Raw genomic sequence first — 25,727 nt, 5'->3', positions numbered from 1 at the left:
GCCCGATCGACCGACGAACAACCCCCGCCTCAAGAAATCCTTATCGGGTCCATAGGGATTGGCGGGTGACGCCGCTCGCATTCCTTGTCATGGCTGTCACGAGCAATCCCTCTGGAGCGGCATGGACCCCGATTTCTGGATTTTCTTCGCGGTCGGCATGGCGGCGCAGCTGGTCGATGGCGCGCTGGGCATGGCCTATGGCGTGGTGTCCTCGACCGTCCTGCTGGCGCTCGGCGTGCCGCCGGCGAACGTGTCGGCCAGCGTTCATGCCGCCAAGGTCTTCACCGGGGCGGCCTCGGCGGCTTCGCACGTCGCCTATCGCAACATCAGCTGGCGGCTGCTGCTCCATCTGTCGGCGGGGGGCGTCGTCGGCGGGGTGCTGGGCGCCTACGTCCTGACCTCGATCGACGGCAAGGTGATCAAGCCCTGGGTGGTGGCGTGGCTCGGGATCATGGGCCTGGTGATCCTGTGGCGGGCCTGGAAGGGCACGCGACCGCGGGTCATGAGCTGGAAGCGCCCCCTGCCGCTGGGCCTGTTCGGCGGCTTCTTTGACGCCGTCGGCGGCGGCGGCTGGGGACCGGTGGTCACCAGCACCCTGCTGGGCTCGGGCGCCGAGCCGCGACAGGCGATCGGCACCACAAACGCGGCGGAGTTCTTCGTCGCAGCCGCGATTTCAGCAACCTTCATCAGCGCCCTTGTGAGCGGACACTGGGAGGCCACGGGCCTGCTGGACCACGCCTGGTCGGTCGGTGGCCTGATCGCCGGCGGCGTGCTGGCCGCGCCGCTCGCCGGCTGGATGACCAAGGTCCTGCCGGTCCGCGCCCTGACCTGGCTGGTCGGCCTGCTGGTGACCGGTCTGGCGATCTGGCAGGGCGCGGTTCTGGCCGGCCTGGCCCGCTAGGCCAGCAGGATCATCACGGCCTTGCCGAGGGCGCCGAAGAGCAGGACCGCCCCGGCCAGGGTCTGGATCAGGAAGCCCATTTCGCGCTTGGCCGGATCCTTGACGTAGCCGAGGGCGTAGAGAATCCGCCCGACGATCCACACCGCTCCGATGGCCGCGACGATCACGCCCGACGGGTCCTGGGGCGTCCAGAACAGGTGGCAGAGCCACAGCGACGGCAGAAAGATCGGCAGCCATTCCAGGGTATTGGCCTGGACCCGCACGGCGCGTTCAAGGATCGGGTCGCCGGTCATGGCCGGGGCCGCAATGCCCGATTTGCGGCGAGCGCCGGCGACGCCCATCCCCATCCAGAAATAGACCAGCAGCGCGAGCAGCGTGACGATGGCGACGTAGGCGTGTGATTGCATGTGAAGGAACCTCCCCGAAACCCGATGCGGTCTGCGCCGCAGCGGCGGAGCCTGTCATGCTTCGCGAAAAGCCGGAACCCTTCGACCGGGAAGAGCGGGTGGCGCCCGCCCCGCCTATTTCGCGCGCTGATCCCGCTTGGCCAGGACGCGCAGGCGCAGGGCGTTGAGCTTGATGAAGCCGCCGGCGTCGCGGTGGTCGTAGGCGACCTTGCCCTCTTCGAACGTCACCAGGTCCTGGTCATAGAGGCTCAGCGGGCTGGTGCGGCCGATGATCGAGACGTTGCCCTTGTAGAGCTTGACCCGCACCTGGCCGGAAACGTTCTTCTGGCTGTAGTCGATGGCGGCCTGGAGCATCTCGCGCTCGGGCGCGAACCAGAAGCCGTTGTAGACCAGCGATGCGTACTTCGGCATCAGCTCGTCCTTCAGGTGCATGGCCCCGCGGTCGAGCGTGATCGACTCGATGCCGCGGTGGGCGGCGAGCAGGATCGTACCGCCCGGGGTCTCGTAGACGCCGCGCGACTTCATCCCGACGAAGCGGTTCTCGACCAGGTCGAGCCGGCCGACGCCGTTGTCGTGGCCCAGTTGGTTCAGTTTCGTCAGCAGGGCGGCCGGAGACAGGGCCACGCCGTCGATGGCGACCGGGTCGCCCTTTTCGAAGTCGATGGTGAAGACGGTCGGTTTGTCCGGCGCGTCCTCGGGCGCGATGGTGCGCATGTGGACGAACTCGGGGGCCTCGACCGCCGGGTCTTCCAGCACCTTGCCCTCGGACGAGGAGTGCAGGAGGTTGGCGTCGACGCTGAAGGGCGCTTCACCGCGCTTGTCCTTGGTGATCTGGATCTGGTGCTTCTCGGCGAAGTCGAGCAGGGCCTCGCGGGACTTGAAGTCCCACTCGCGCCAGGGCGCGATGACGGTGATGTCAGGCTCGAGACCATAGTAGCCGAGTTCGAAGCGGACCTGGTCGTTGCCCTTGCCGGTGGCGCCGTGGCTGACCGCGTCGGCGCCCATCTTGCGGGCGATCTCGATCTGCTTCTTGGCGATCAGCGGCCGGGCGATCGAGGTGCCGAGCAGATACTGGCCCTCATAGACCGTATTGGCGCGGAACATCGGGAAGACGTAGTCGCGGACGAATTCCTCGCGCACGTCCTCGATGAAGATGTTCTCCGGCTTCACGCCGGCCGCCAGGGCCTTGGCGCGCGCCGGCTCGATTTCCTCGCCCTGGCCGAGGTCGGCGGTGAAGGTGATGACCTCCGCCCCGTATTCGGTCTGCAGCCACTTGAGGATGATCGAGGTGTCGAGGCCGCCCGAATAGGCGAGGACGACCTTCTTCACGGACTTCTTGTCGGACACGGCGGCATTCCTGGGGGAGAGGGACGGAGTCGCCGCGTTCAAGGGCGCCGGGGGGCCGGGGTCAAGCCCGATCGGGCGCGAAACGGAATCGACCGACGTTGCGGGCGAACACCGGGATCGGCTCCACCTGTGTTCCGGCCCCGATATTGTGCGCCACGAGCGGCTCGCCGAGAGCCGAGCGGGCGCCCGTGACGATGACGATGTGGGGCAGGTTTCCCGGCAGGCGCTGGGTGATCAGGTCGCCGGGCCGCCAGAGCGCCGCGAGGGGCAGGGCTGCGCCCCTGCGGGTCAGGAAGGTCTCGAGGTTGGGCACGCGGCGGTGGTCGATGTTGCGGTCCGGGCGTCCCAGGCCCCAGGTCTTCGGATAGGCGGCGAAGGCCCTCGCCATGTCCTCGTGCACCAGCCTCTGCAGGTCGAGGCCGAAGGCGGCGCGGTAGGCGCGGATGATCACGTCGGTGCAGACGCCGCGGTCCTGGGGCACGTCCCCGCCCGGATAGGCCAGGCGGACGTAGGCGGGGTCATAGAGGACCGTGCGGCCGACCTGGGACCGGGCGGCGGTCACGAGGCGCGCTGGCCAGTCCGGCTCGGCCCGGGCGAGGCCTGGCGCGGCCAGGACCGGCAGGGCGATCAGAACGGAGCGGCGGTCGATCATCCCGGAAGGATGGTCGCGCGTTTGTGGCCTTATCGCGACGGGCCCAGCGCGCCCTCGTCCTCCAACGCGACCAGCGCCCGGCGGATCTGGCTCATGTGCAGGATGGCGATCAGCGGCGCGAGGGTCATGCGCACGCCGAGCGCGATCAGGGCGCCGTTGAGGTCGATCCCCGGGGCGCGGCTCTCGAACTTCAGCCAGACGCCGAGGGCGAAGGCCAGCACCGGAACCAGCCACAGCGCCGGCAGGCGGTGGGCGCGGACGGCGATAGTCTCGCCCTTCCAGGCGACGGGGACGGATGTCCCGGCGGGAATGCGCTTCCAGGCGCCCCAGGACAGGGCGCTGATCAGCGCCAGGCCGAGAATCCAGAAGGCGTCGCCGACGAAGGACAGGGTCTGGATCATCGCCCTAGACCGTCACCTGCGCGCCCATCTCGACCACGCGACCGGGCGGGATCTTGAAGAAGTCCGTCGGATTGGCGGCGTTGCGCATCAGGAAGATGAAAATCTTGTCCTGCCACAGCGGCATGCCGCTGTGGGCCGAGGCGATCACCGAGCGGCGGCCGAGGAAGAAGCTTGTCGCCATGATGTCGAACTTCAGCCCCTGTTGCTTGCGCAGCAGCGCCAGCGCCTTGGGCACGTTCGGCGTCTCCATGAAGCCGTAGGTGATGATCAGCTTCTTGAAGTCGTCGTTGACCGGCTCGATCCGCACGCGGTCGGCCTCGGACACGCGCGGCGTCTCGGCGGTGCGCACCGTTGCGACGACGTTCTTCTCGTGCAGCACCTTGTTGTGCTTGAGATTGTGCATCAGGGCGACCGGGGTCATGTCCGGATCGCTGGTCAGGAAGATGGCCGTGCCCGGAGCCCGGTGCGGCGGCCTGGCCTTGAGAATGTCGATCAGGTCGGTCAGCGGCACCGAGTCCCGGCGCGTCTTGTCGGTGAGGATCTGGGATCCGCGCGTCCAGGTCCACATGATCAGCACCAGCAGGGCGCCGAACACCAGCGGCATCCACGCGCCCTGCGGAATCTTCAGAAGGTTCGAGGAGATAAAGGTCAGGTCGATCGCCACCAGCGGCACGAGCACCGCCAGGGTAGCCGACCAGCGCCATTTCCACATGAAGCGGACGATCACGAAGGCCAGCAGGGTGTCGACCAGCATCGAGCCCGTCACCGCGATGCCATAGGCCGCGGCCAGGGCGCTGGAGGTCTTGAAGCTGAACAGCAGGACCAGCACGCCGATCAGCAGCAGGGTGTTGACCTGGGGCACATAGATCTGGCCGGCCTGGGTCTCGGAGGTGCGGCGGATGTCGATGCGCGGCAGCAGACCCAGTTGAACGGCCTGCTGCGTCACCGAGAAGGCCCCGGTGATCACGGCCTGGCTGGCGATGACGGTGGCCGTGGCCGCCAGGGCCAGCACCGGCCAGTAGGCCAGCTCAGGCACCATGGCCCAGAACGGATTGGCCTTGGCTTCCGGGTGGGACAGGATCATCGCGCCCTGGCCGAGGTAGTTGAGGACCAGGCAGGGGAAGACGAGCCAGAGCCAGGCGGCCTGGATCGGCTTTTTCCCGAAATGTCCCATGTCGGCGTAGAGCGCCTCTGCGCCGGTGACCGCCAGGAAGACGCTGCCGAGGATCACGAAGCCCAGGAACCCGTTCTGGAACAGGAACATCACGCCGTAGTGCGGCAAGGCGGCGCGCAGGATCGAGGGGTCGTCGAACATGTGGTAGAGGCCGAGCCCGCCCAGCACGAGGAACCACAGCAGGGTGATCGGGCCGAAGAAGGTCGCCACCCGGTGCGTGCCGCGCGACTGCACCATGAACAGGGCGATGAGGATGCCGGCCGAGATCGGCAGGATCCAGTTGTCGACGCGCCCGCCGAGGCCCGGGGCCTCCTTGAGACCCTCGATCGCCGACAGAACCGAGATGGCCGGGGTGATGATCCCGTCGCCGTAGAACAGCGCCGCGCCGATCACGCCGAGGAAGAAGACCGTCGCCGACCGCTTGCCGTTGGGCTTGGCCAGGGTTCTGCGGGCCAGGGCCATCAGGGCCAGGGTGCCGCCCTCGCCCTTGTTGTCGGCCCGCATCAGCAGCACGACGTACTTGACGGTCACGACCAGGATTAGCGCCCAGATCACCAGCGACACCACGCCCAGAACGGCGAGTTCGGTGGTCACGCCGCTGCGGGTGTGATGCAGCGCCTCGCGCATCGCATAGAGCGGGCTGGTTCCGATGTCGCCGAAGACGACGCCGATCGAGCCGATCGCGAGCGCCCAGAAGCTCTGGGCGCCGTGGCCCTCCGGAGCGGGCTTTGGAGTCGGTGTCGGCGCCGCTGTATCGGGTGCGGTCGCGCCAGGGGCTTCGGAAGCCATCAGATCCCTCCGGGATCACGGCGGGAAGGTCCCGCCGCCAAGTCCCTAGCGAGTGCGGCGCGGGCGATACACCCAATCCGCAGGGGGTTCAATGCGTGGCCGCAAGGTCGGAACGACGATTTTCGTGGCGTCCGGCCCCCGCCTTTCCTACCTTTCAGGTCCGATCATGTCAGACAGCCAGAAATTTCCCGTCGCGGCTCACGCCCTGGCCTATCTCGCCCACAAGGAGGCGACGGGGGCGGAGCGCGCCATATCGAGCGCTGAACTGGCCGCCTCCATGCCGACAAACCCTGTTGTCGTAAGGCGGGTGACCGCCATGCTCGCCCGCGCGGGCCTGATCGACACCCGCGCCGGCGCCGGCGGCGGGGCCTGGCTGAAGGTCGATCCGGCGCTGATCAGCCTCGATGCGGTGCTCAAGGCCGTCGGCGGCTGCACCCACCTGGGCGTCGCGCCCCCGGGCGCCAAGGGCTGCCCGGTCGGGGAAATGATCCCCGAAGCGGTCAGCGCGGCGATCGTCGCGGCCGACACCGCGGCGTCCGAGCGGCTGTCCCGCATCACCGTCGCCGATCTTCTCAAGGCTCCCGCAGAAAAACTGTGATCGCGTCTGTTGCGGATCACTTGCGGCAGGAAGGCTGCCCGATTAGGTAACTGTGACTGACACAGTTTCTTTTTTGGGATCCCCGAATGACCCGCATCGCCATCGCCTATCACTCCGGCTACGGCCACACCGAAGTCCTCGCCAGCAGCGTCGCCCAGGGCGTCCGGGACGCGGGCGTCGAGGCCGTCCTGCTGAAGATCGACAGCGCCACGCAGGATTTTGACCCGTTGCTGGACGAGATCACCGCCTCTGACGGCGTGATCTTTGGCGCCCCCACCTACATGGGCGACGTTTCCGGCGTGTTCAAAGTGTTCGCCGACGCCTCCTCGAAGGCGTTCTTCACGGGCGCCTGGAAGGACAAGCTGGCGGCGGGCTTCACCGTCTCGCACAGCTTTTCGGGCGACAAGCTGCATGCCTTGAGCAGCCTTTCGATCCTGGCGGCCCAGCACGGCATGAACTGGATCAACCTCGGCATCCCGGCGCCGAACATCCCGGCCGCCCAGCGCGGGCCCGAGACGGTCAACCGGGTCGGGTCGTTCATCGGCCTGGCCGCCCAGGCCGACAACGCCGCCGCCGAGGTATCCCCGCCCTCGGGAGAGCACGAAACGGCGCGCCTTCTGGGCCTGCGGGTCGGCAAGGCGGCCCTGCGCTGGGCGCGTGGCGCGGAGGCGGAACTCAAGCAAGCCGCCTGACGCGGCTTGACCGGGTCGGCGGGCGGGCCAATCTAGGGGTCCCAGTTCCTCGAAGGGTCCGCCCGCATGGCTCGCCGCCTTGCGCTGGTGACCGGCGCTTCCGCCGGCATCGGCGCCGCTTTCGCCCGCATCTACGCCAGCCACGGCTATGATGTGGCCCTGACCGCCCGCCGGACCGACCGGCTTGAGTCCCTCGCCGGCGAGATTCGCCTGCGCTTCGGGGTCGAGGCCCTGGTCATCGCCGCCGATCTGGGCGAGCCCGGCGCCGCCGACGCGGTTCTGGCCGAGATCGAGTCCCACGGCCGCGTCGTCGACGCCCTGGTCAACAACGCGGGCTACGGCCTGCCCGGCGCCTATGCCGACACCGAATGGCCCGACCAGCGGTCGATGCTGCAGGTCATGCTGGTCGCGGTCTGCGAGCTGACCCACAAGGTGCTGCCGGGGATGATCGAGCGGAAGTTCGGCCGCATCGTCAATGTCGCCTCGCTCGCGGGGCTCGTGCCGGGCTCCGCCGGCCACACCCTGTATGCGGCGACCAAGAGCTTCCTGGTGAAGTTCTCCCAGAGCCTGCACCTCGAGAACCAGACGACGGGCGTGCATGTCTCGGCCCTCTGCCCCGGGTTCACCTTCTCGGAGTTCCATGACGTCAACGCCACGCGGGCGCAGATCACCCAGTCGACGCCGGACTGGCTGTGGCTCGGGGCGGACGAGGTCGCGGCCACCGGCTATGAGGCGGCGGAGGCCAACCGGCCGGTCTGCGTCACCGGCGCGCCCAACAAGGCGATCGCGGCGCTGGCAAAGCTGCTGCCTGACGATTGGGCGCTGGCGCTGATGGCCAGCCAGGGGTCACGATTCCGGAAGGTCTAGACCCTCGTCCTCTCCCACCCGGGAGGGGATCATTTGGTGGCCGAGTAGGGCGCTGAGACGTCCGTCTTGATGATCACGCTGCGGGCGGTGTCGGCGACGCCGATGATCACGAACTGCACCGCCATGGCGCAGAGGATCAGACCCAGCACCCGCACGATGATGGTCATGCCGATCCGGCCGAGCAGGCGGGAGATCAGCGGCGTCAGCCAGAAGCAGATCATCGTCAGCAGCGAGACGGCGGCGATGACGCCGATCCCGACCGCCATGCCCTCAAGGCCCAGGGCCTTGGCCTCGCTGGCGTAGATGATCACCGTCGAGATCGCGCCCGGACCGATCAGCAGCGGCATGGCGAACGGGACGATCAGCCGCTCGAAGCGCCGCCGGGCGTAAGCGCGCGGGCCGGCGTCCTCGGCCCCCTCGGCAGCGTCCGCGAACATCGCCGTGAAGTCGTCGCGCGCCATCTCCAGACCCATCAGGAACAGGATCACCCCGCCGGCGATGCGGAAGGCCGGCAGCGAAATGCCGAAGAACTCCAGCAGCGACAGGCCGGTGAAGAAGAAGAAGCTCATGAACGCGAAGGCGAACAGCGAGATGTAGACGGCGACCCAGCGCCGACCCGCCGCGACGGCGCCGGCCGTGGCGGCCGCGAACACCGGCACGTTGCCGATCGGGTCGAGCAGCGCGAACAGGGCGACGAAGAAGTTGACGGCGTATTCGGAGGGGGTCATGCAGCCTCCTTAGCCCAAATCACACGATATCGCCTCCCCCGAGAGGCGGGAGACGCCGCATGTCCGCCGACCCGCGCCTGATCATTCCGCTCGACCTGCCCAGCCGCGCCGAGGCCGAGGCGATGGTGGAGGCGCTCGGCGACAGCGTCAGCTTCTACAAGATCGGCCTGCAGATGCTGGCCGTGGGCGGCATGGACATGGCGCGCGACCTCAAGGCGCGGGGCCGCAAGGTGTTCCTCGACTGGAAACTGCACGACATCGGGGCGACCGTCGAAAAGGCCACTGCGGCGATCGTCGGGACCGGCGCCTGCGACCTGCTGACCGTCCACGCCCAGCCGCAGGTGCTGGCGGCGGCGGTCAAGGGGCGAGGCGGCGACCGCCAGGCGAAGATCGTCGGCGTGACCGTCCTGACCAGCCTGAACGGCCAGGACCTTGCGCAGATCGGCTACGGGATGGGCGTCGAACAGCTGGTTGAACGCCGGATCCGGCAGGTGATCGACGCGGGCGCGGACGGCGTGGTCGCCAGTCCGCACGAGGCGGCGCTGGCCCGGCGGATCGGCGGCCCCGACTTCCTCGTCGTCACGCCCGGCGTTCGGCCGGACTGGGCGGGCAAGGACGATCAGGCGCGCGCCGCGACACCGCTGGAAGCCCTGCAGGCGGGCGCCAGCCATCTGGTCTGCGGCCGTCCGATCACCGCGGCGGCGGACCCCCGCGCCGCAGCGTTGCGGATCGTTGAGGAGATGGCCAGAGCCTAGTGGCAGCAGCCGCCCTTGCGGGGCTTGCCACCGCCCTTGCCCGGCTTGCCGGGGTGGACGGGCGGAGGACGGTGCGGGGGCGGGCGATAGCCGCGGCCGCCGCCTACCGTGACCCGCGCACTGGCGCTGGCGTAGGCATAGGACGAGGCTGACGCGCCCGCGTAGGCATAACCGCCGCCGCCTCCACCGCCGCCGGCGTAGACTTCCGGCCCGACGCCGCCGCCGCCCCAGAAGAAGCTGTCGCCCAGGCGCACTTCGCCATAGCCCGGCGGGTAGGATGGCGGACAGGAGGGCGGCGCGGGCGGCGTGTAGCCGCCGCCGCAACAGCTGCTGCAGGGCGGAGGACCGGCCGGCGGCCGCGGTGACCCGCCATAGGCCCCCGCGTAGCCATAGGCCGTCCCCGCGGCCTGGGCGCCCGAGACCTGGCTCCAGCGGCCGTCCTGGTCCTCGACGAAGATCTGCGCTTCCGCAGCGCCGCGCGGGTATCCGGCGACATAGCCGGCGCGATAGCCCTCTTCGTAGCCATAGCCGCCGGTCTGACCGTAGCCGCCGCCGTAGCTGTAGCCGCCGCAGGGACCCGGGCAGGCAGGCGGCGGGGGCGGCGGCGGCGGCAGGGGTTGCGGCGCCGGATGCGGCGCGCGACTGCAGCAGGTCTCGACCACATAGTAGCCGTAGCCCTGGTCGGGCGCGGGGTGAGCGGGTGAATACGCCGGAGTGTAGGCGGGCGCGTAACCGGACGGCGGCGGCGGCGGCGCCTCGTAGGCCGCGGCGGCCCGCGCGAGTGTCAGAAGACTGACGAGGGCCAGCACGACACGCTTAATCCAGATCATCATGGCCGCTCCGGCGCCTTGAAGCGGCGACCCTAGGAGCGTCAACGGCGAGAGGCGAACGCTTGCCCCTGAGGCGCGAGAGGCGCGTGGTTAAACTTCGCGCCTCACGGACAGGCGGCCGCCGGCTCAGAAGTCGCTGGCCAGGCCCTTGCGCTCCCAGTCGCCGTAGCGGGTCGGCTCCAGACCGGACGGGCCGCCCTCTTCCGGCGGGAGATCCACGGGCGGCGCGGCGGCGCGGCGGGCAGCCGCTTCCTCCAGCGCCCGCCGGGCGGCCGGGGTCAGCACCACATCGGGATTGGCGCCGGGGGGCAGGTCGTCCTGCTGATCATTGTCCATGCCCGGGATTTATCAGTGGCGAACGACGGGAACAACGCCGACGGGGCCGGACTTCGCCATGCGCCCGCGACTTGATCGTCTTGTCGAACGCTGGTTTTCTAGGCGTGCCCGATCTGGGTAAGCGCATCGTTTCTGGGGGAATCGAATGCCACGCGTTTCAACAGCCTTCTTCACCATCGCCACGCTCTGTGGTCTCGCCGGCATGATCTGGGGCAGTCAGATGGGGACCAGCGGGGATCATTCGATGATGCCGGCCCACGCCCATCTGAACCTGCTCGGCTGGGTCACCCTGGCCATCATGGGCGGCTACTACGCCCTGCCGGGCGCCACGCCTGGGGTTCTGGCCTGGGTCAATCTGGCGCTCTCGAGCCTCGGCGCCATCCTGATGGCCGTCCTGCTGCCGCAGGTTCTCACCCACAAGCTCAGCGGCCAGGTGATGATGGCGGCCGAGATCCCGGCGATCCTGGGCATCATCTGTTTCCTGATCAGCGTGATCAGCGGCTGGCGCAAGCCGGCGGCGTGACCGGCCTCTTGCGCCGCCGGCCCGGACAGGGCACGGGGCGCGGGTGAGCGAGCATGAAGATATCGGCCTCCCCGCGCGGGAGGCGGCGGCCCAGTTCCTGGAAGCCGCCCTGTCGCGGCGCGCCGGCCTCGACGAGGCCCTGTCCGTCTCGGCCACGCGCGGACTGCCGCCGCGCGACCGGGCGCTGGCCCGCGCCCTGACCATGGTCGCCCTGCGCCACCTCGGCGTGATCGACCGCGCCCTCGCCCCGAAGCTTCAGCGCGAGCCGCCGGAACGGGTCCGCACCCTGCTGAGACTCGGCATGGCGCAGCTGTTCTGGATGGATGTGCCGGACCACGCGGCGGTTTCGACCACCGTCGCCATCGCCGACCGCCTCAAGCCGACCCGGTCGTTCAAGGGCCTGGTCAACGCGATCCTGCGCGGCCTGCAGCGCGACGGCAAACCGGCAGAAGATCCCGAGGCCCTCGCCCCGTCCTGGCTGTTCGCCCGCTGGCAGGCCGCCTTCGGCGACGCCGGCGCCCGCGCCATCGCCGCGGTGATCGCCAACGAGCCGGACACCGACCTGACCGCGAAAGACCCCGCGGACGCCGAGACGCTCGCGGCCCTGCTCGAAGGGACGGTCCTGCCGGGCGGCTCGATCCGCACCGCGAAGCGCGGCGACCTCGCCGAGTGGCCCGCTTTCGCCGAAGGCCGCTGGTGGGTCCAGGACGCCGGCGCGGCGATCCCCGCGCGACTCCTGAACATTCAGCCGGGCCAGACGGCGCTCGACCTGTGCGCCGCGCCGGGCGGCAAGACCCTGCAACTGGCCGCCGCCGGCGCTTCGGTCGTGGCGATTGATCGATCGGCCGACCGGCTGAAGCGCGTCAGCGAAAACCTCGCCCGGATGGACCTGACCGCCGAGGTCGTCGCCGCCGACGCCCGGTCGTGGACCGACAGGCGAACGTTCGACGCGGTGCTGCTGGACGCCCCCTGCTCGGCGACGGGCACGTTCCGCCGCCACCCGGACGTGCTCTGGGCCGCCGCGCCCGGCGACATCGCCAGCCTGGCCGGCGTGCAGATCCGCATGCTCGACTCCGCAGCAGACCGGGTGAAACCCGGCGGGCGGCTGGTCTACTGCGTCTGCTCGCTGGAGCCTGAGGAGGGCGAGGCCCAGATTCGTGGCTTCCTCGCCCGTCGCCCGGACTTTGCGCTCGAGTCGGTATCGGCCGGGGAAGGCGGCGCGCCGGCGGACAGCATCTCCGCCGAAGGCTGGCTGCGCATCCTGCCGCACCACCTCGAGGGCGGGATCGACGGCTTCTTCGCCGCCCGAATGGTCCGCCGGGCCTGACCTTCCTTGTTCCGAAGGTCGGCTCCGGTTAGACCAGCGCATGGCCGCCCCGATCATCGCTCCGTCCATCCTGGCGTCGGACTTCGCCCGTCTCGGCGAGGAATGCCGCGCCGTCGAAGCCGCCGGCGCCGACTGGCTGCACGTCGACGTGATGGACGGCCATTTCGTACCCAACATCACCATTGGCCCGGACGTGGTGAAGGCCCTGCGGCCGCATGTCTCGATCCCGTTCGACGTGCATCTGATGATCACGCCGGCTGATCCGTACCTGGAGGCGTTTGCCGCCGCCGGGGCGAACATCCTCAGCATTCACCCCGAGGCGGGGCCGCACCTGCACCGGTCGCTGAAACGCATCCGCGAGCTGGGCTGCAAGGCCGGGGTGGTCTTCAACCCCTCGACCCCGGTGGAATGCGTCGAGTGGATCCTCGAAGACATCGACCTGTTGCTCGTGATGACCGTCAATCCGGGCTTCGGCGGCCAGAGTTTCATCAGCTCGCAGCTGAAGAAGATCGAACGCCTGCGGAAAATGATCGACGCCTCGGGCCATGCCATCGCGCTTGAAGTCGACGGCGGGGTCACGCCGGTCACCGCGCCGCAGTGCGTCGCCGCCGGCGCCACGGCGCTGGTCGCGGGTTCAGCCGTGTTCAAGGGCGGCCCGGCCGCCTACGCCGACAACATCCGCGCCCTGAAGGGCGTCTGAGCCCGGCGGGATGGACGCGCCCCATCTGCCTTCAGCCTCGTCCGCCGCCCTCGCCCTGCAGGCCGCCGGCGAGAGCGCGCGCCGGCTTGCCGAGCGGGAGTGGTTCGGCACGCCGCTGCACCGACTGTCGCTGGCGCGGCCCAGGCCCGACGGCATGGCCGCCAATCCCCGAGACCTGCGACCCATCGAGCCGGAGACAGGCCGCCGCATCCTGGGCGGGATCTTCGATATCGGCGGCACGGAAATGGTCGTCGGGGCGCAGGGGGATCCGTTTGACCGACCCAGTCCCAGCCGCCGGTTCGCCGTCGCCCTGCACCGCATGGGCTGGATGGCCGACCTGCTCGCCACCGGCGACGCGGGCGCGCGACTCGGCCTGCGACTGGTCACGGACTGGCGACGCGTGTTCGGCCGCTGGAACAGCTTTTCCTGGGGACCGGACGTGCTTGAGCGGCGGGTGTTCAACCTGGCCTGCGCCGCACGGCGGCTGTCCTCCGGCGCCTCGGACGCCGAGCGCGCCGCCCTGCTTGACGATCTGGCGCGACAGGCCAGGCACCTGTCCCGCATCGGCCAGGCGCCGGAACGGACGCTCGAGAGGGCGGTCGCGGCCGGCGTGGCCGGCTGCGCGCTCGGCGGGGAGGCCGGCGACCGGCTGATCGACCTCTCGGTGAGCCGGCTCAAGCGGGATCTCGCCGCCGTCGTGTCGCATGACGGCGTCCATGCCAGTCGCTCGCCCCAGGCGGGGCTGGAGCTGCTGTTCGACCTGCTCACGCTCGACGACGCCCTGCATCAGCGCGGACAGGCCGGCCCCGACGATCTGCCGCGCGCGATTGACCGGCTGAGCGCTGCGACCCGGTTCTTCACCCTGCCCGACGGGCGGCTGGCCGATTTCCAGGGGGGCGAGGCCGTCGGCCCGCGCCGCATCGCCGCCGCCCTGGCCCACGAGGAGGGCGGTCCCCGCGTTCGCGGCCGCGCCCCGCACGGCGGCTTCGAGCGGCTGGAGTCGCCGGGCATGGCGATCATCGTCGACGCGGGCCTGCCGGCCCGGGGCCGCTGGAGCGCGACGGCCTGCGCCCAGTCGGCGGCGATGGAGGTCGTCTGCGGGACAGACCGGCTGATCGTCGGCTGCGCCTGGACGGCCGACTCCGGCGCCTCGCACGCCCTGCGGCTGACCGACGCCTCGTCGACGGCCAATCTGGCCGACATGTCGGCCGGCCAGCCGCTGCGCGGCTTCGCCGCCGCCGCCCTGGGACCCCGCCTGATCGGCGCGCCGCGCAAGGTCGAGGTGAAGCGCCATGACGCCGAGGCGGCCGCCTGGCTGGAGGTGTCGCATGACGGCTGGGTCAAGCGCTTCGGCCTGATCCACGAGCGCAAGCTGTACCTCGACCGGTCGCTTGAAGAACTGCGCGGCGAGGACAGCTTCCGGCCGAAGATCGAGAAAACCCAGGACGGGCCGCGCCGCTACATGCCCTTCACCGTGCGCTTCCACCTGCACCCGGACGCCCGCGCCTCGCTCGCGCGAGACCACAAGAGCGTCCTGCTCAAGGGCCCGTCGGAACAGGGCTGGTGGCTGCGCAACGACGCTATCGAGGTCTCGGTCGAGCCGTCCCTGCATATCGAGAACGGCGTCCAGCGCCGCACGGTCCAGGTCGTGCTGCGCGGCCAGGCCAGCGACGACAAGGGCGGCCGGGTGCGCTGGAAGCTGTCGCGCGCGGAGGGGTAGCTTTTTCCGCCGCGATCCGTATTTTCCGCCTCGTTCGCGTGACTGGCGCATAGGTGGATAACCACCGGGGAGCGCGAACCTCATATGCCGCGCGCCTGGGCTCCTCGTTCAATCCGGAGCCGAACCATGCCCGCCGCCCCCGACTATCCCGCTTCCCCCGACAAGGTCGTCATCAAGCGCGCCCTGCTGTCGGTTTCCGACAAGACCGGTCTGGTCGAGGCGGCGAAGGTGCTCAGCGATCTCGGGGTCGAGCTGGTCTCGACCGGCGGGACCCGGGCGGCGATCGCGGCGGCCGGCCTGCCCGTGAAAGACGTGTCGGACCTGACCGGCTTCCCGGAAATGATGGACGGGCGGGTCAAGACGCTGCACCCGATCGTCCACGGCGGCCTGCTCGGCGTGCGTGATGCGGCGGACCACGCGAAGGCCATGAGCGACCACGGCATCGGCGGTATCGACCTGCTGTACGTCAATCTCTACCCGTTCGAGGCGACCGTCGCGGCCGGCGGCGACTACGCGACCTGCGTCGAGAACATCGACATCGGCGGGCCGGCGATGATCCGTTCGGCGGCCAAGAACCACGGCTACGTGGCCGTCTGCACCGACCCGTCCGACATGGCCGAGGTGATCGCCCAGCTCCAGGGCGGCGGCGCGACGACCCTGGACCTGCGCAAGACGCTCGCGGCGCGCGCCTACGCCCGCACGGCGGCCTATGACGCGGCGATCTCCACCTGGTTCGCGGCGCAACTGGAACAGGCCGCGCCGGCCCGCAAGGCCATCGCCGGGACCCTGATCCAGACGATGCGTTATGGCGAGAACCCCCACCAGTCGGCGGCCTTCTACGCCAGCGGCGCGCCCCGGCCCGGCGTGGCCAGCGCCCGCCAGCTGCAGGGCAAGGAACTGAGCTACAACAACATCGCCGACACTGACGCCGCCTTCGAGCTGGTCGCCGAGTTCAGCGAACCGGCCTGCGTCATCGTCAAGCACGCCAACCCCTGCGGCGTGGCGACCGGCGACGATCTGCTGAGCGCCTACAAGCGGGCGCTGGAATGCGATCCCGTCAGCGCCTTCGGCGGCATCGTCGCGGTCAACCGCCGCCTCGACCGCAAGGCCGCCGAGGCGATCGTCGAGGTGTTCACCGAGGTGGTCATCGCGCCGGAAGCGGACGACGACGCGATCGCCGTGTTCGAGTCGAAGAAGAACCTGCGCCTGCTGGTGACCGGCGCCCTGCCTGATGCGCATTCGGCCGGCGAGGTGTTCCGCTCGGTCGCCGGCGGCTTCCTGGTCCAGAGTCGCGACACCGCGCTGATCAAGCCCTCGGACCTGAAGATCGTGACGAAGCGGGTGCCCTCGCCGACCGAGATCGCCGACATGCTGTTCGCCTTCGTGGTGGCCAAACATGTGAAGTCCAACGCCGTGGTGTTCGCCCGTGCGGGCCAAACGCTCGGCGTCGGCGCCGGCCAGATGAACCGCAAGGACTCGGCCCGCATCGCGGCGATGCGGGCGGGTGACTTCGGGCTCGACCTGAAGGGGTCGGCCTGCGCCTCCGAGGCCTTCTTCCCGTTCGCCGACGGCCTGATCCAGGCGGCGGACGCCGGGGCGACGGCGATCATCCAGCCGGGCGGCTCGATCCGTGACGAGGAAGTCATCGCAGCGGCGGATGAGCGGGGCGTGGCGATGGCCTTCACCGGCGTGCGGGTGTTCCGGCACTAGGAGGACGCTCGGTTCGAACCCCTCACGGCAGGGGCGTCCTGATGTCTTGATGAGCATTCTTGCTCCTGCGGGACCTTGGTCAAGGACGACCCCTGCGGGGTCGCCGCTGCGCGGCCGCGAAGCGGTCCTTGAGCAAGGGCCCGTCCGGAGCGAACCATTCCATCAAGGCCTTCAGGGCGTAGAGTATCCGGCCAGGTTGGAGCCTGCACTGAGGTCGACCGGGACACCGCTTGACATGTGAGCGTTTGCTCACATACTGGCCTCCATGATCTCCCAACCCTCCACCCTCGCCGCGCGCGCCGACCTGCTGGCGAAAGGCGTGCGCGTGCTCAAGCCGGCGGGACAGGGCCCCTTCCCCGTGGCCCTGCAGCTCCACGGGTGCGCCGGGTCGCAGCCGTTCCAGACCAGCTATGCCGAAGCCGCCGTGAAGGCCGGGGTGGCGGTGGTGATCGTCGACAGTTTCAAGCCCCGCGGGATGTCACGGCTCGACGGCAGCCTGTTCGTCTGCACCGGCACGGTGTTGCGCGGGTCGCAGCGGGCGGGCGATCTCTACGCCATGCTGCACTGGCTGAAGGGCCAGCCCTGGGCCGACGCCGACCGGGTGGTCGCCGCCGGCTGGAGCCACGGCGGCTGGACCGTTATGGACGCCTTCGCGCAGGGATCCGGCGCGGCGCGGATGACCGGCCTGACCGACGCAGATCCTGCCCAGCTTCGGGCCATCCGTGGCGCCTTTCTCGTCTATCCGTACGCCAGCTTCCCCTCCCTGACGTCCGCGCGGGGCTGGCAGGGACAGCGGCCGAAGGTGTTCGCCGTCCTCGGCGGCAAGGATGCGATCGTCGGAACGGCCGCGCCGCTGAAGGCCCTCAACCGGCTCAAGGGCGACGGGCTGCAGGTCGATGTCCTGACCTTCCCGGACGCCACCCACGCCTTCGACGACGACGACGCCAACGACCCTCGCACCCGCTACCGCGCCGACCTGAGGACGACGGCGGAGCAGTATTACGTTGCGGCGCTGAAGAGCGCGTTAGGCTGACAGCTTGCGTGGTTCGAGACGCTCGCTTGAGGCTCGCTCCTCACCATGACGCGAGTGGGTGCAATCAAATCCCGCCCGTCATCCTGAGGAGCGGACCCTCAGGTCCGCGACTCGAAGGACGCACCCTACTTCACCGCCACCGCCGCCAGTTCCCGCAGGGCCGCATTGGCGATGGTCAGTTTGGCGAAGGTCCAGCCGCCGCCGGCCTGCTCGATCTCCTCGATGGTGCGACGAACGACCCGGCCGGGACCGGAGTGAATCTGCGCCCAGGAATTGACGGTGGCCTTCGCCGCCTCATTGCCTCCGGCCGCGTCAGGATCAGCGGCGAAGGCCATGACCGCGCGCGCGACCTCGGCCTGTTCGCTGAGCATGTCCTCGATCAGCCGCCGGACGGCCATCCGTTCGAAGTGGTCGCCGCCGCGCTTTTCGCCGGCCGCCGCCCGCAGGCGATCGAAGCTGAAGGCCGCGCCGACCTGGTGATACAGTCGCGCGGCGTTGGCCACGGGCCAGCCGAGCGCGTTCGCCAGATCCACGAGTTCTGACGCGGTGGTCAGCGGCTGGATCGCCGCGATGCTCGCCGCCAGGGCTTCAGGCGCCCCGTCCTTGACGAAGGCCGCCGCGCGACGGGCCACCGCCTTCTGTTCGAAGGGCGACAGGATGCCCGGCGTCAGCGCGCGCAACTCGGTGAGCGCCGGGCCGTAGCGCTCCGTCAATCCATTGACCCCGCCGGGTCCGACCCGCCGCGCCAGCCAGAAGGTCTGGCTGCGGATGATGTGCGACAGGGCGCGGAACAGGGCCAGTTGCCCCTCGGCCGGCGCCTTGCCGTCGAGCGCCGCAACCGCGTCCCAGCTGTCCTGGAACTTCAGGATGCGCCGGGCCGCCTCGAAGCCGGTCACCAGGGCGCCGGTGTCGCAGCCGGCCGCCGCCCGCAGGCGTGCGGGGAAGGTCGGGCCGCAGATGTTGATCAGCTCATTGTCGATGACCGTGGCGATGATCTCGCGCCGCAGCCGGTGCCGCTTCATCTCGTCGTCGTACTGACCCAGCGCGGTCGGGAAATAGGCCTCGAGCGTCGCCTCGAACGCAGGATCGTCCGGCGCCTTGGAGGCGACGATCTGGTCGAACAGGTCGAGCTTGCCATAGGCCAGCAGCACGGCCAGCTCCGGCCGGGCCAGACCCTTGCCCGCGGCCGACAGGTCCTGCATCTGCGCTGCGTCCGGAAGGCCCTCGACCTTGCGGTCCAGTCGCCCGGCCGACTCCAGCTCGGTCATGAAGCGGGCGTGATTGTCGATCTCCGACGCCGCGTCCTGTTCGAGCAGGGAGACCGCCAGGGTCTGGTCGTAATTGTGCGCCAGCACATGTTCGGCGACCTCGTCGGTCATCGAGGCCAGCAGCGCATCGCGCGCCGGGCGGTCGAACTTTCCCGCTCGCTCGGCCATGCCGGTGAGGATCTTGATGTTGACCTCGTGGTCGGAGCTGTCGACCCCGGCCGAGTTGTCGATCGCGTCGGTGTTGATCCGTCCGCCGGCGCGCGCGAACTCGATGCGGCCGGCCTGGGTCAGGCCCAGGTTGGCGCCCTCGCCGACGACCTTGACCCGCAGATCTCCGGCGTTGACCCGGATCGCGTCATTGGCCTTGTCGCCGGCTTCGGCGTTGCTCTCGCCGCGCGCCTTCACATAGGTGCCGATGCCGCCGAGATAGAGCAGCTCCGCCTTCGCCTTGAGGATCGCCGTCATCAGCTCGGCCGGGGACACCGCCTCGGCCTTGATCTCCAGCAGGGCGCGGATTTCGGGCGTCAGCGGGATCGACTTGAGGGCCCGCGAGAACACCCCGCCGCCGGCGGAGATCTTCGACTTGTCGTAGTCCTCCCACGACGAGCGCGGCAGCGCGAACATCCGCTCGCGTTCCGGCCAGGACGAGGCGGCGTCCGGGTTGGGATCGATGAAGATGTGGCGGTGATCGAAGGCGGCGAGCAGCCGGATGTGCTTGCTCAGCAGCATGCCGTTGCCGAACACGTCGCCGGACATGTCGCCGACGCCGACGACCGTGAAGTCGGTGGTCTGGATGTCCTTGCCGGCCTCGCGGAAGTGACGCTTGACCGCCTCCCATGCGCCGCGCGCCGTGATGCCCATGACCTTGTGGTCGTAGCCCGCCGAGCCGCCGGAGGCGAAGGCGTCGCCGAGCCAGAAGCCGTAGGAGACCGCCACGCCGTTGGCGATGTCGGAGAAGGTCGCCGTACCCTTGTCCGCCGCAACGACGAGGTAGGGATCGTCGCCCTCGTGGGCGATGACCCCGGCCGGCCGAACCACCGTGTTGTCGGTGTCGATGTTGTCGGTGATGTCGAGCAGGCCGAACAGGAAGGTCTGGTAGGCGCGGACGCCCTCGGCGCGGATCGCCTCGGGCGTCCCGCCGCGCGGCAGGTGCTTGGGATAGAAGCCGCCCTTGGAGCCGACCGGCACGATCACCGCGTTCTTCACCTGCTGCGCCTTGACCAGGCCCAGCACCTCGGTGCGGAAGTCGTCGCGACGGTCCGACCAGCGCAGCCCGCCCCGCGCCACCGGCCCGAAGCGCAGGTGGACGCCCTCGACGAGCGGCGACCAGACGAAGATCTCGCGGAACGGCTTGGGCGCGGGCAGGTCTTCCAGCTCGCGGCTGGCGATCTTGAAGCTGATGTAGGGCTTGGGACCGCCGCCTTCGGCGACCTGGTAGAAGTTGGTGCGCTTGATCGCCCCCACCAGAAGCGCCAGCCGGCGCAGGACCCGGTCGTGGTCGAGGCTGTCGACGGCCTGTAGCGCGGTCGTGATTTCCTCCATGACCGCCGCGGCCTGGCTCTCCCGCGCCTTCATGTCCGCGCTGATCGCGGGGTCGAACTTGATGCGGAACAGGTCGAGGATCAGCCGCGCGACGCCGGGATGTTCCGACAGCGCCTGTTCCTGCACCAGCTGGCTCGGGTCGAGGCCCGACTGCTGGCGGTAGCGCGACATCGCCCGGATGAGCGCCGCCTCGCGCCAGGACACGCCCAGCTCCAGCACCAGCCGGTTGAACCCGTCGCTCTCGGTGCGGCCGGTCCAGACGGCGGTGAAGGCCGCCTCGAAGGCGTCCTGGACATCGGCGAACACCAGATGCTCGCCCTGCTCGTCCTCAAGCAGGAACTCATGCACCCAGACCGTCTCGCGCGCGCCGTCCGGCGTCTGCGGTGTGAGTTCGAAGGCGTCCTCGATCAGGGCCTTGAGGCCCATGTGCTCGAGGATCGGCATGACGTCGGCCAGGGGCGCGGCGCCGCCCTTGCGATAGACCTTGAACCGGAAGCGGGTGGCCGTGTCGCCGACCACACGGAACGCGCGGGTGCGGAACTCCTCGCCGCCCATGGCGTCGATTTCGGCCAGGTCCGCGAGCGCCTCGGCCGCCGGATAGTACTCGCGATAGCCGTTGCTGAACCCGCCCGACCAACGAGCCAGGGTCGTGGGCACGCCGGCGACGGGCGGCTCGGCGCGGACGGCGGCCTCGAACCGGTCGTCCCAGGTGCGGGCGGCCTCGGCGATATCGGCCTCGACCTGGGTCAGGTCCGGATCGACCACCGTCCCGGGATCGACCCCGAGGATGAAATGCACCCGCGCCAGCGGGGCGTCCGAGAAGCTGGGATAGTAGGCCGAAATCCGGCCCTGGTAGGCCTCCGCGAGGATCCGCCCGGCCTTCTCGCGCACGCCGGAATCGTAGCGCTCGCGCGGCACGAACAGCAGCACAGAGATGAACCGGTCGAACGGATCGCGGCGCGCGAATAGCCGCACGCGGGGGCGGTCGAACAGATGCAGCACGCCCAGCGCCAGCACCAGCAGCTCGTCCTCGGGGGTCTGGAACAGCTCGTCGCGCGGCCATGTCTCGAGGATGTTGCGCAGCCGCTTGTCGTTGTGGCCGCCCGCCGAGACGCCGGCGCGGGTGATCACATTGGCAACCTTGCGCCGGATCAGCGGCACCTCGCGGGCGGGCGCGTCATAGGCCTCGGCGGTGAACAGGCCGACGAACCGCACCTCGCCCGACGGCTTGCCGTCCGCGCCGTACCGCTTGACCCCGATGTAGTCCATGTAGGCCCGGCGATGAACGCGCGAGCGCAGGTTCGACTTGGCCACAATCAGCGGCGAGTCGGTTTCCAGGTGGCGGCGAAGCTGCTTCGACAGGATCGCCGGCTCGCTGCTGCGACGCAGGACGCGGCGCTCCTGGTCGCGCAGGACGCCGAGACTGTCCTCGGGCCGGTAGACCGGCTCCTCGGCGGCGTAGTCGCCGTCAGCGCTGCGCGGGTAGTCATAGGTCCGGGCGCCGAGGAACACGAAATGGTCGCGCTCCAGCCAGTCGAGGAAGGCGATGTCCTCGGCCCGGGCTTCCGCAGACACGGGGGCCGGGGCGCCGGTCAGTTCCGCGATCGTCTGGCGCATCAGCGCCTGAAGGGCGGCGAAGTCGGTCACCGCCATCTGGACGTCGCCGAGCGCCGCGCGTAGCCCCTCGACGAGCGCTTCGGCGCGGTCCTCGCCGACCGGATCCAGGTGAACCTGGATGACCGACAGGCGTCGGCCGTCGCGTTCGACGAGCGGGTGGAACATGGCCCGGACGGGGAAGCCGGCCTCGGCGATCTCGCCCATGATGGAATCGACGAGAAAGGGCCGGTCAGGCTGGGCGATCTCGATCAGGTCGCGACCCAGGTCCTTGCCGCCCGCGGCGGTCCAGCGCCGGAGCCGGATGGCCGGCGCGTCACCCTTCAGGGACTCGCCGAAGCGCCAGAGCTCGGCGAAGGCGGCGGCGAGGTCGGCGATATCCGGATCCGGCAGTTCCTCAACCGACAGATCGCGGTGAATCTGGGCGATGAACGCCGCTTCGGCGTCCTTTGGCCGGCCGGACCGGTGACCGAGCGCGCCAGCGAAGGCGGCGGCGAGACTGTCGGAATCAAATCCCGGCGCTGCCGGGTGAAGGCTTGCGCCCTGCATCAGATATCCCCGTAGGATCTGGCTGCGGAGACGGTTTCCAGCCCCAAACGGGGGTCCGGCGACCGGAAAACGCTCCGAGGATGTGAGTTTCGCGCCCTTTTAACCCGATCGGATGGAAAATTTCGATCAGGTTCGCCGCCAGCCTAGACCGCTTGGGGCGCCGATCAACCGTCCGGGCGCTCCACGAGCAAGAACTTTCCGCAACGTCGCCCGCGCCTCGAAAACGAATACGCCGCCGGAGGGGGGATCCGGCGGCGTTTCTCGTCATCCGCGTCCGGGGGGAGGGACGGGACGGTCTTGCCTCAGGCGGCGCCCTTCGGGGGGAGGAGGGGCGGCGCCGGGTCCGGCCGCAGGGGGAGTGCTGACCGGACACCAGAACAGATAGGCGCCGTTAGACCGGTTTCAAGAGGCGTCGTCGGGCCGGCCGAACTGCTTGCCGTTTCGCCGGTGATGGCCGTTCTCGTCGACCCCCTGGGGGTCGCCGTTCTCGGACATCAGAATGGCGATCCAGCGGGAGCCTTCGAACTCGGCGAGGATGATCATGGCCATCACCGCCAGCGGCGTGGACAGGAACATGCCGGGCAGTCCCCACAGTGCGCCCCAGAGCGCCAGGGCCAGCAGCACCACCACCGGATCGATGTTCAGGCTGTCGCCCTGCATGCGCGGGGTGATGATGTTCCCGACCACGAACTGGATCCCGTAAAGGACGCCCAGCAGCACGAAGCCCTGCCAGAGGGTATCGAACTGGACGAGGCCGAACAGCGCCGGGAAAACGATGCCGATGAAGCCGCCGATGATCGGGATGTAGGAGGCCAGGAAGATCAGGAAGGCCCAGAACAGGGCGTTCTCGAGCCCGACCGCCACCATCGCCAGCCAGGAGCCGCCGCCGATCATCAGGCCGGTGACGGTCTGGACCCAGAGATAGCGCTCAACCCCGAACCGGATACGGTTGAAGATCTCCAGAGCGTTCGCGCGTTCGGCGTTGTGCGGGAACAGGGCGACGATCTTGCGCTTGAACCCGCGCCGCGAGGCCATGATGAAGCCCAGATAGATCAGGACGAATACCGCGTCCGACACCACCCCCTGCAGGCCCTGCGCGACCTGGCTGACGTACTTCGTCGGATTGAAGTCATCGACCATCTGGGTCAGCGGCGGCGGCGTTTCCACGCCGATCATGCCGGCCAGGCGGGCGATCAGGCCGTCGATCTTCGGACCATAGCCGACAAGCTGGCCGATAAATCCGCCGGCGCGGTCAGCCACAACCACGAGCGTCACGCCGAAAATCAACACCGACAGGATGATCGCCACCAGCATCGACAGGCTGTCCGGCAGACGCGGCCAGCGATGCTCGAGCCGGCGCGCGAAACTGTCGATCATGATCGCCAGGAACATGGCCAGGGCCAGCGGCGTAAGGATGTCGCGCGTCCAGTAGAGCGCGGCCGCGGAGGCGATCACCGCCAGGATGACCAGCGCATTGCGCGCGATCCCCTCTGGCCGCACCGACACGGCGGGCGGATGCGGGGGTTCTGCCGCCTTCTCGGGGGTCTTCCTGGCAGGCGTACGGGCCATGCGGCGTCCTCATCAACTGTGGCCGAGTCTCGATTGTGGCCCGGCGTCCGTCAATCCGCCCGCTTGGCGAAGCAGGGCCCGCGCCTGTAGCTTGGGCCCTCAGTTTCATGGAGATAACGAATGGACGGCGCCAGCGATCCCGGAACCCTGTTCGTCGGCTATTCGGACAAGCCCGAAACCGTGCGGCTGGACCGGCTCAATCGCCATGGTCTGGTGGCCGGCGCCACGGGCACGGGCAAGACCGTGACGCTGCAGATCCTCGCCCAGGCCCTGTCCGACGCCGGGGTTCCGGTCTTCGCCGCAGATGTGAAGGGCGACCTGTCGGGAATCAGCCAGCCGGGCGCGCCGAGCGAGAAGATGCTGGCCCGCGCCCAGGGCATGAACCTGACCCTGACGCCGGCCGCGCCGCCGACGGTGTTCTGGGACCTCTTCGGCGAGAAGGGCCATCCGGTGCGCACGACCGTGTCGGAGATGGGTCCGCTGCTGCTGGCGCGGATGCTGGAGCTCAATGACGTTCAGGAGGGCGTGCTCAACATCGTCTTCAAGGTCGCCGACGCCGAAGGGCTGCTGCTGCTTGATCTGAAGGACCTGCAGGCGGCGCTGAAGTATGTCGCCGAGAACGAGAAGAGCATCGACGCCGAGTACGGCAACGTCTCGGCCGCCACGGTGGGGACGATCCAGCGCGGCCTGCTGACACTGGAAACCCAGGGCGGCGCGAACCTGTTCGGCGAGCCGGCGCTGGCGCTGTCGGACCTGATGCGCGTCGATGGCTCGGGCCGGGGCGTGGTCAGCATCCTGGCCGCCGACCGGCTGATCCAGAGCCCGCGGCTCTACGCCACCTTCCTGCTGTGGCTGATGTCGGAGCTGTTCGAGGACCTGCCGGAGATCGGCGATCCGGAGAAGCCGCGGCTGGTGTTCTTCTTCGACGAGGCGCACCTGCTGTTCCGCGACGCGCCCAAGCCCCTGCTGGAGAAGGTCGAGCAGGTGGTCCGCCTGATCCGCTCCAAGGGCGTGGGCATCTTCTTCGTCACCCAGAACCCGGCCGATGTTCCCGAGACCGTGCTGGGCCAGCTGGGCAACCGCTTCCAGCACGCCCTGCGCGCCTACACCCCGGCCGAACAGAAGGGGTTGCGGGCCGCCGCCTCGTCGTTCCGGCCCAACCCGGCGTTCGACACCGCAGAAGCGATCCAGAATCTCGGGGTCGGCGAGGCGCTGGTCTCGGTGCTGGACGAGCGCGGCGCTCCGACCGTGGTGGCGATGGCCAAGATCCGCCCGCCCGCCTCGCGGCTGGGCCCGGCCACCCTTCCCGAGCGCCAGGCGACCCTCGCGGCCAGCCCGGTTCGCGGTCTCTACGACACGCCGCTGGATCGGGACTCCGCCTTCGAGAGCCTGAAGGTCCGCGCGGGTCAGGCCGCGCACCAGGCCGAGGCGGACGCCGCAGCGGCCGACATCGCGAAACGCCGCGAGGCCGAGGAAAAGGAATGGGAACGGGAGCAGGCCCGCCGCGACCGCGCCGACAGCCGGCCGGCGCCCCGCGCGCGGTCGTCGAGCCGCCAGAGCATGGGCGAGGCCTTCGGCAAGACCCTGGTCCGCACCATCGCCAGCCAGGTCGGCCGCGAGATCCTTCGGGGCGTGCTCGGCGGGCTGAAGCGGCGCTAGCCCCCAACCTCCGTCACGCCGTCATGGTCCGGCTTG

Annotated in this window: 22 protein-coding genes and 1 riboswitch; of the genes, 12 read left to right on the top strand and 10 right to left on the bottom strand. The window is 69.6% G+C overall.

The window, feature by feature from the left end; translation table 11 throughout:
• Positions 1-121 precede the first annotated feature (121 nt).
• On the top strand, positions 122-901 hold the full coding sequence (locus AC3WJT_RS01905; protein WP_492341375.1) for a sulfite exporter TauE/SafE family protein: 780 nt from the start codon (positions 122-124) through the stop codon (positions 899-901).
• Here the strand turns inward: AC3WJT_RS01905 and AC3WJT_RS01900 are convergent.
• From AC3WJT_RS01900 to AC3WJT_RS01880, 5 genes are all read right to left on the bottom strand, one after another.
• The gene (locus AC3WJT_RS01900) at positions 898-1,308 is read right to left on the bottom strand and encodes an MAPEG family protein (RefSeq protein ID WP_492341374.1); all 411 of its coding nucleotides are present in this window, start codon (positions 1,306-1,308) and stop codon (positions 898-900) included. The two genes, AC3WJT_RS01905 and AC3WJT_RS01900, sit on opposite strands and share 4 nt — an antisense overlap.
• Positions 1,309-1,422: 114 nt before the next feature.
• The gene (locus AC3WJT_RS01895; RefSeq protein WP_492341373.1) at positions 1,423-2,655 is read right to left on the bottom strand and encodes an argininosuccinate synthase; all 1,233 of its coding nucleotides are present in this window, start codon (positions 2,653-2,655) and stop codon (positions 1,423-1,425) included.
• Positions 2,656-2,716: 61 nt separating this feature from the next.
• On the bottom strand, positions 2,717-3,307 hold the full coding sequence (locus tag AC3WJT_RS01890) for a DUF1287 domain-containing protein (protein ID WP_492341372.1): 591 nt from the start codon (positions 3,305-3,307) through the stop codon (positions 2,717-2,719).
• Between the two features lie 29 nt (positions 3,308-3,336).
• A complete protein-coding gene (locus AC3WJT_RS01885; RefSeq protein WP_492341371.1) occupies positions 3,337-3,708 on the bottom strand; it encodes a hypothetical protein in 372 nt (123 codons plus the stop codon).
• A 4-nt stretch (positions 3,709-3,712) separates the two neighbouring features.
• On the bottom strand, positions 3,713-5,671 hold the full coding sequence (locus AC3WJT_RS01880) for a potassium transporter Kup (RefSeq protein WP_492341370.1): 1,959 nt from the start codon (positions 5,669-5,671) through the stop codon (positions 3,713-3,715).
• Positions 5,672-5,837: 166 nt separating this feature from the next.
• Here AC3WJT_RS01880 and AC3WJT_RS01875 point away from each other — a divergent pair, with 166 nt between their 5' ends.
• From AC3WJT_RS01875 to AC3WJT_RS01865, 3 genes are all read left to right on the top strand, one after another.
• Positions 5,838-6,269, top strand: a complete 432-nt coding sequence (locus AC3WJT_RS01875; protein WP_492342352.1) for an Rrf2 family transcriptional regulator — start codon at positions 5,838-5,840, stop codon at positions 6,267-6,269.
• Between the two features lie 86 nt (positions 6,270-6,355).
• A complete protein-coding gene (locus AC3WJT_RS01870; RefSeq protein WP_492341369.1) occupies positions 6,356-6,961 on the top strand; it encodes a flavodoxin family protein in 606 nt (201 codons plus the stop codon).
• A 66-nt stretch (positions 6,962-7,027) separates the two neighbouring features.
• The gene (locus tag AC3WJT_RS01865) at positions 7,028-7,828 is read left to right on the top strand and encodes an SDR family NAD(P)-dependent oxidoreductase (RefSeq protein WP_492341368.1); all 801 of its coding nucleotides are present in this window, start codon (positions 7,028-7,030) and stop codon (positions 7,826-7,828) included.
• Positions 7,829-7,857: 29 nt separating this feature from the next.
• On the opposite strand, the gene AC3WJT_RS01860 is transcribed toward AC3WJT_RS01865, so the two are convergent.
• Positions 7,858-8,556 (bottom strand): MarC family protein, encoded by a 699-nt coding sequence (locus AC3WJT_RS01860; protein WP_492341367.1) that lies wholly within the window; start codon positions 8,554-8,556, stop codon positions 7,858-7,860.
• Between the two features lie 59 nt (positions 8,557-8,615).
• Between AC3WJT_RS01860 and pyrF the strand changes: the two genes are divergently transcribed.
• Entirely contained in the window at positions 8,616-9,311 is a 696-nt protein-coding gene (gene pyrF / locus AC3WJT_RS01855; RefSeq protein ID WP_492341366.1) for an orotidine-5'-phosphate decarboxylase, read from the top strand.
• Here pyrF and AC3WJT_RS01850 read toward each other — a convergent pair.
• The gene (locus tag AC3WJT_RS01850) at positions 9,308-10,144 is read right to left on the bottom strand and encodes a hypothetical protein (protein ID WP_492341365.1); all 837 of its coding nucleotides are present in this window, start codon (positions 10,142-10,144) and stop codon (positions 9,308-9,310) included. The genes pyrF and AC3WJT_RS01850 overlap by 4 nt on opposite strands.
• Positions 10,145-10,267: 123 nt before the next feature.
• Complete coding sequence (locus tag AC3WJT_RS01845; protein WP_492341364.1) at positions 10,268-10,477, bottom strand: DUF1674 domain-containing protein; 210 nt, start codon at positions 10,475-10,477, stop codon at positions 10,268-10,270.
• A 145-nt stretch (positions 10,478-10,622) separates the two neighbouring features.
• Here AC3WJT_RS01845 and AC3WJT_RS01840 point away from each other — a divergent pair, with 145 nt between their 5' ends.
• From AC3WJT_RS01840 to AC3WJT_RS01815, 6 genes are all read left to right on the top strand, one after another.
• Positions 10,623-11,000: a hypothetical protein gene (locus AC3WJT_RS01840; RefSeq protein ID WP_492341363.1), complete on the top strand. Its 378-nt coding sequence runs from the start codon at positions 10,623-10,625 to the stop codon at positions 10,998-11,000.
• Positions 11,001-11,043: 43 nt separating this feature from the next.
• Positions 11,044-12,327 carry an RsmB/NOP family class I SAM-dependent RNA methyltransferase gene (locus AC3WJT_RS01835; protein ID WP_492341362.1) on the top strand — a complete coding sequence of 428 codons (1,284 nt, stop codon included), beginning with the start codon at positions 11,044-11,046 and terminating at the stop codon, positions 12,325-12,327.
• 40 nt (positions 12,328-12,367) lie between these two features.
• Entirely contained in the window at positions 12,368-13,027 is a 660-nt protein-coding gene (gene rpe, locus AC3WJT_RS01830; RefSeq protein WP_492341361.1) for a ribulose-phosphate 3-epimerase, read from the top strand.
• Between the two features lie 10 nt (positions 13,028-13,037).
• Positions 13,038-14,747 (top strand): heparinase II/III family protein, encoded by a 1,710-nt coding sequence (locus AC3WJT_RS01825; protein ID WP_492341360.1) that lies wholly within the window; start codon positions 13,038-13,040, stop codon positions 14,745-14,747.
• A gap of 28 nt (positions 14,748-14,775) precedes the next feature.
• Positions 14,776-14,855, top strand: a riboswitch (ZMP/ZTP riboswitch).
• A gap of 18 nt (positions 14,856-14,873) precedes the next feature.
• The gene (gene purH / locus AC3WJT_RS01820) at positions 14,874-16,457 is read left to right on the top strand and encodes a bifunctional phosphoribosylaminoimidazolecarboxamide formyltransferase/IMP cyclohydrolase (protein WP_492341359.1); all 1,584 of its coding nucleotides are present in this window, start codon (positions 14,874-14,876) and stop codon (positions 16,455-16,457) included.
• Positions 16,458-16,722: 265 nt separating this feature from the next.
• The gene (locus AC3WJT_RS01815; RefSeq protein ID WP_492341358.1) at positions 16,723-17,490 is read left to right on the top strand and encodes a dienelactone hydrolase family protein; all 768 of its coding nucleotides are present in this window, start codon (positions 16,723-16,725) and stop codon (positions 17,488-17,490) included.
• Positions 17,491-17,615: 125 nt separating this feature from the next.
• Here the strand turns inward: AC3WJT_RS01815 and AC3WJT_RS01810 are convergent, their stop codons facing one another.
• Together AC3WJT_RS01810 and AC3WJT_RS01805 are read right to left on the bottom strand one after the other, a co-directional pair.
• Positions 17,616-22,463 (bottom strand): NAD-glutamate dehydrogenase, encoded by a 4,848-nt coding sequence (locus AC3WJT_RS01810; protein ID WP_492341357.1) that lies wholly within the window; start codon positions 22,461-22,463, stop codon positions 17,616-17,618.
• A gap of 402 nt (positions 22,464-22,865) precedes the next feature.
• On the bottom strand, positions 22,866-24,032 hold the full coding sequence (locus AC3WJT_RS01805) for an AI-2E family transporter (RefSeq protein ID WP_492341356.1): 1,167 nt from the start codon (positions 24,030-24,032) through the stop codon (positions 22,866-22,868).
• Between the two features lie 120 nt (positions 24,033-24,152).
• Between AC3WJT_RS01805 and AC3WJT_RS01800 the strand changes: the two genes are divergently transcribed.
• Entirely contained in the window at positions 24,153-25,691 is a 1,539-nt protein-coding gene (locus AC3WJT_RS01800; protein WP_492341355.1) for a helicase HerA-like domain-containing protein, read from the top strand.
• The last annotated feature ends 36 nt before the right edge of the window (positions 25,692-25,727 follow it).

It is taken from the genome of Caulobacter sp. FW305-C-30-S16, assembly GCF_058783025.1.
The sequence above is the reverse complement of the archived record's forward strand: the minus strand, read 5'-3'. Positions and strand labels throughout refer to the sequence as shown.

Excerpts from the sequence above, each read along its gene's own strand:
- AC3WJT_RS01905 (WP_492341375.1), top strand. The coding sequence starts at position 122 with ATGGACCCCGATTTCTGGATTTTCTTCGCGGTCGGCATGGCGGCGCAG.
- AC3WJT_RS01900 (WP_492341374.1), bottom strand. The coding sequence starts at position 1,308 with ATGCAATCACACGCCTACGTCGCCATCGTCACGCTGCTCGCGCTGCTG.
- AC3WJT_RS01890 (WP_492341372.1), bottom strand. The coding sequence starts at position 3,307 with ATGATCGACCGCCGCTCCGTTCTGATCGCCCTGCCGGTCCTGGCCGCG.
- AC3WJT_RS01885 (WP_492341371.1), bottom strand. The coding sequence starts at position 3,708 with ATGATCCAGACCCTGTCCTTCGTCGGCGACGCCTTCTGGATTCTCGGC.
- AC3WJT_RS01880 (WP_492341370.1), bottom strand. The coding sequence starts at position 5,671 with ATGGCTTCCGAAGCCCCTGGCGCGACCGCACCCGATACAGCGGCGCCG.
- AC3WJT_RS01875 (WP_492342352.1), top strand. The coding sequence starts at position 5,838 with ATGTCAGACAGCCAGAAATTTCCCGTCGCGGCTCACGCCCTGGCCTAT.
- AC3WJT_RS01870 (WP_492341369.1), top strand. The coding sequence starts at position 6,356 with ATGACCCGCATCGCCATCGCCTATCACTCCGGCTACGGCCACACCGAA.
- AC3WJT_RS01865 (WP_492341368.1), top strand. The coding sequence starts at position 7,028 with ATGGCTCGCCGCCTTGCGCTGGTGACCGGCGCTTCCGCCGGCATCGGC.
- AC3WJT_RS01860 (WP_492341367.1), bottom strand. The coding sequence starts at position 8,556 with ATGACCCCCTCCGAATACGCCGTCAACTTCTTCGTCGCCCTGTTCGCG.
- pyrF (WP_492341366.1), top strand. The coding sequence starts at position 8,616 with ATGTCCGCCGACCCGCGCCTGATCATTCCGCTCGACCTGCCCAGCCGC.
- AC3WJT_RS01850 (WP_492341365.1), bottom strand. The coding sequence starts at position 10,144 with ATGATGATCTGGATTAAGCGTGTCGTGCTGGCCCTCGTCAGTCTTCTG.
- AC3WJT_RS01845 (WP_492341364.1), bottom strand. The coding sequence starts at position 10,477 with ATGGACAATGATCAGCAGGACGACCTGCCCCCCGGCGCCAATCCCGAT.
- AC3WJT_RS01840 (WP_492341363.1), top strand. The coding sequence starts at position 10,623 with ATGCCACGCGTTTCAACAGCCTTCTTCACCATCGCCACGCTCTGTGGT.
- rpe (WP_492341361.1), top strand. The coding sequence starts at position 12,368 with ATGGCCGCCCCGATCATCGCTCCGTCCATCCTGGCGTCGGACTTCGCC.
- AC3WJT_RS01825 (WP_492341360.1), top strand. The coding sequence starts at position 13,038 with ATGGACGCGCCCCATCTGCCTTCAGCCTCGTCCGCCGCCCTCGCCCTG.
- purH (WP_492341359.1), top strand. The coding sequence starts at position 14,874 with ATGCCCGCCGCCCCCGACTATCCCGCTTCCCCCGACAAGGTCGTCATC.
- AC3WJT_RS01815 (WP_492341358.1), top strand. The coding sequence starts at position 16,723 with ATGATCTCCCAACCCTCCACCCTCGCCGCGCGCGCCGACCTGCTGGCG.
- AC3WJT_RS01810 (WP_492341357.1), bottom strand. The coding sequence starts at position 22,463 with ATGCAGGGCGCAAGCCTTCACCCGGCAGCGCCGGGATTTGATTCCGAC.
- AC3WJT_RS01805 (WP_492341356.1), bottom strand. The coding sequence starts at position 24,032 with ATGGCCCGTACGCCTGCCAGGAAGACCCCCGAGAAGGCGGCAGAACCC.
- AC3WJT_RS01800 (WP_492341355.1), top strand. The coding sequence starts at position 24,153 with ATGGACGGCGCCAGCGATCCCGGAACCCTGTTCGTCGGCTATTCGGAC.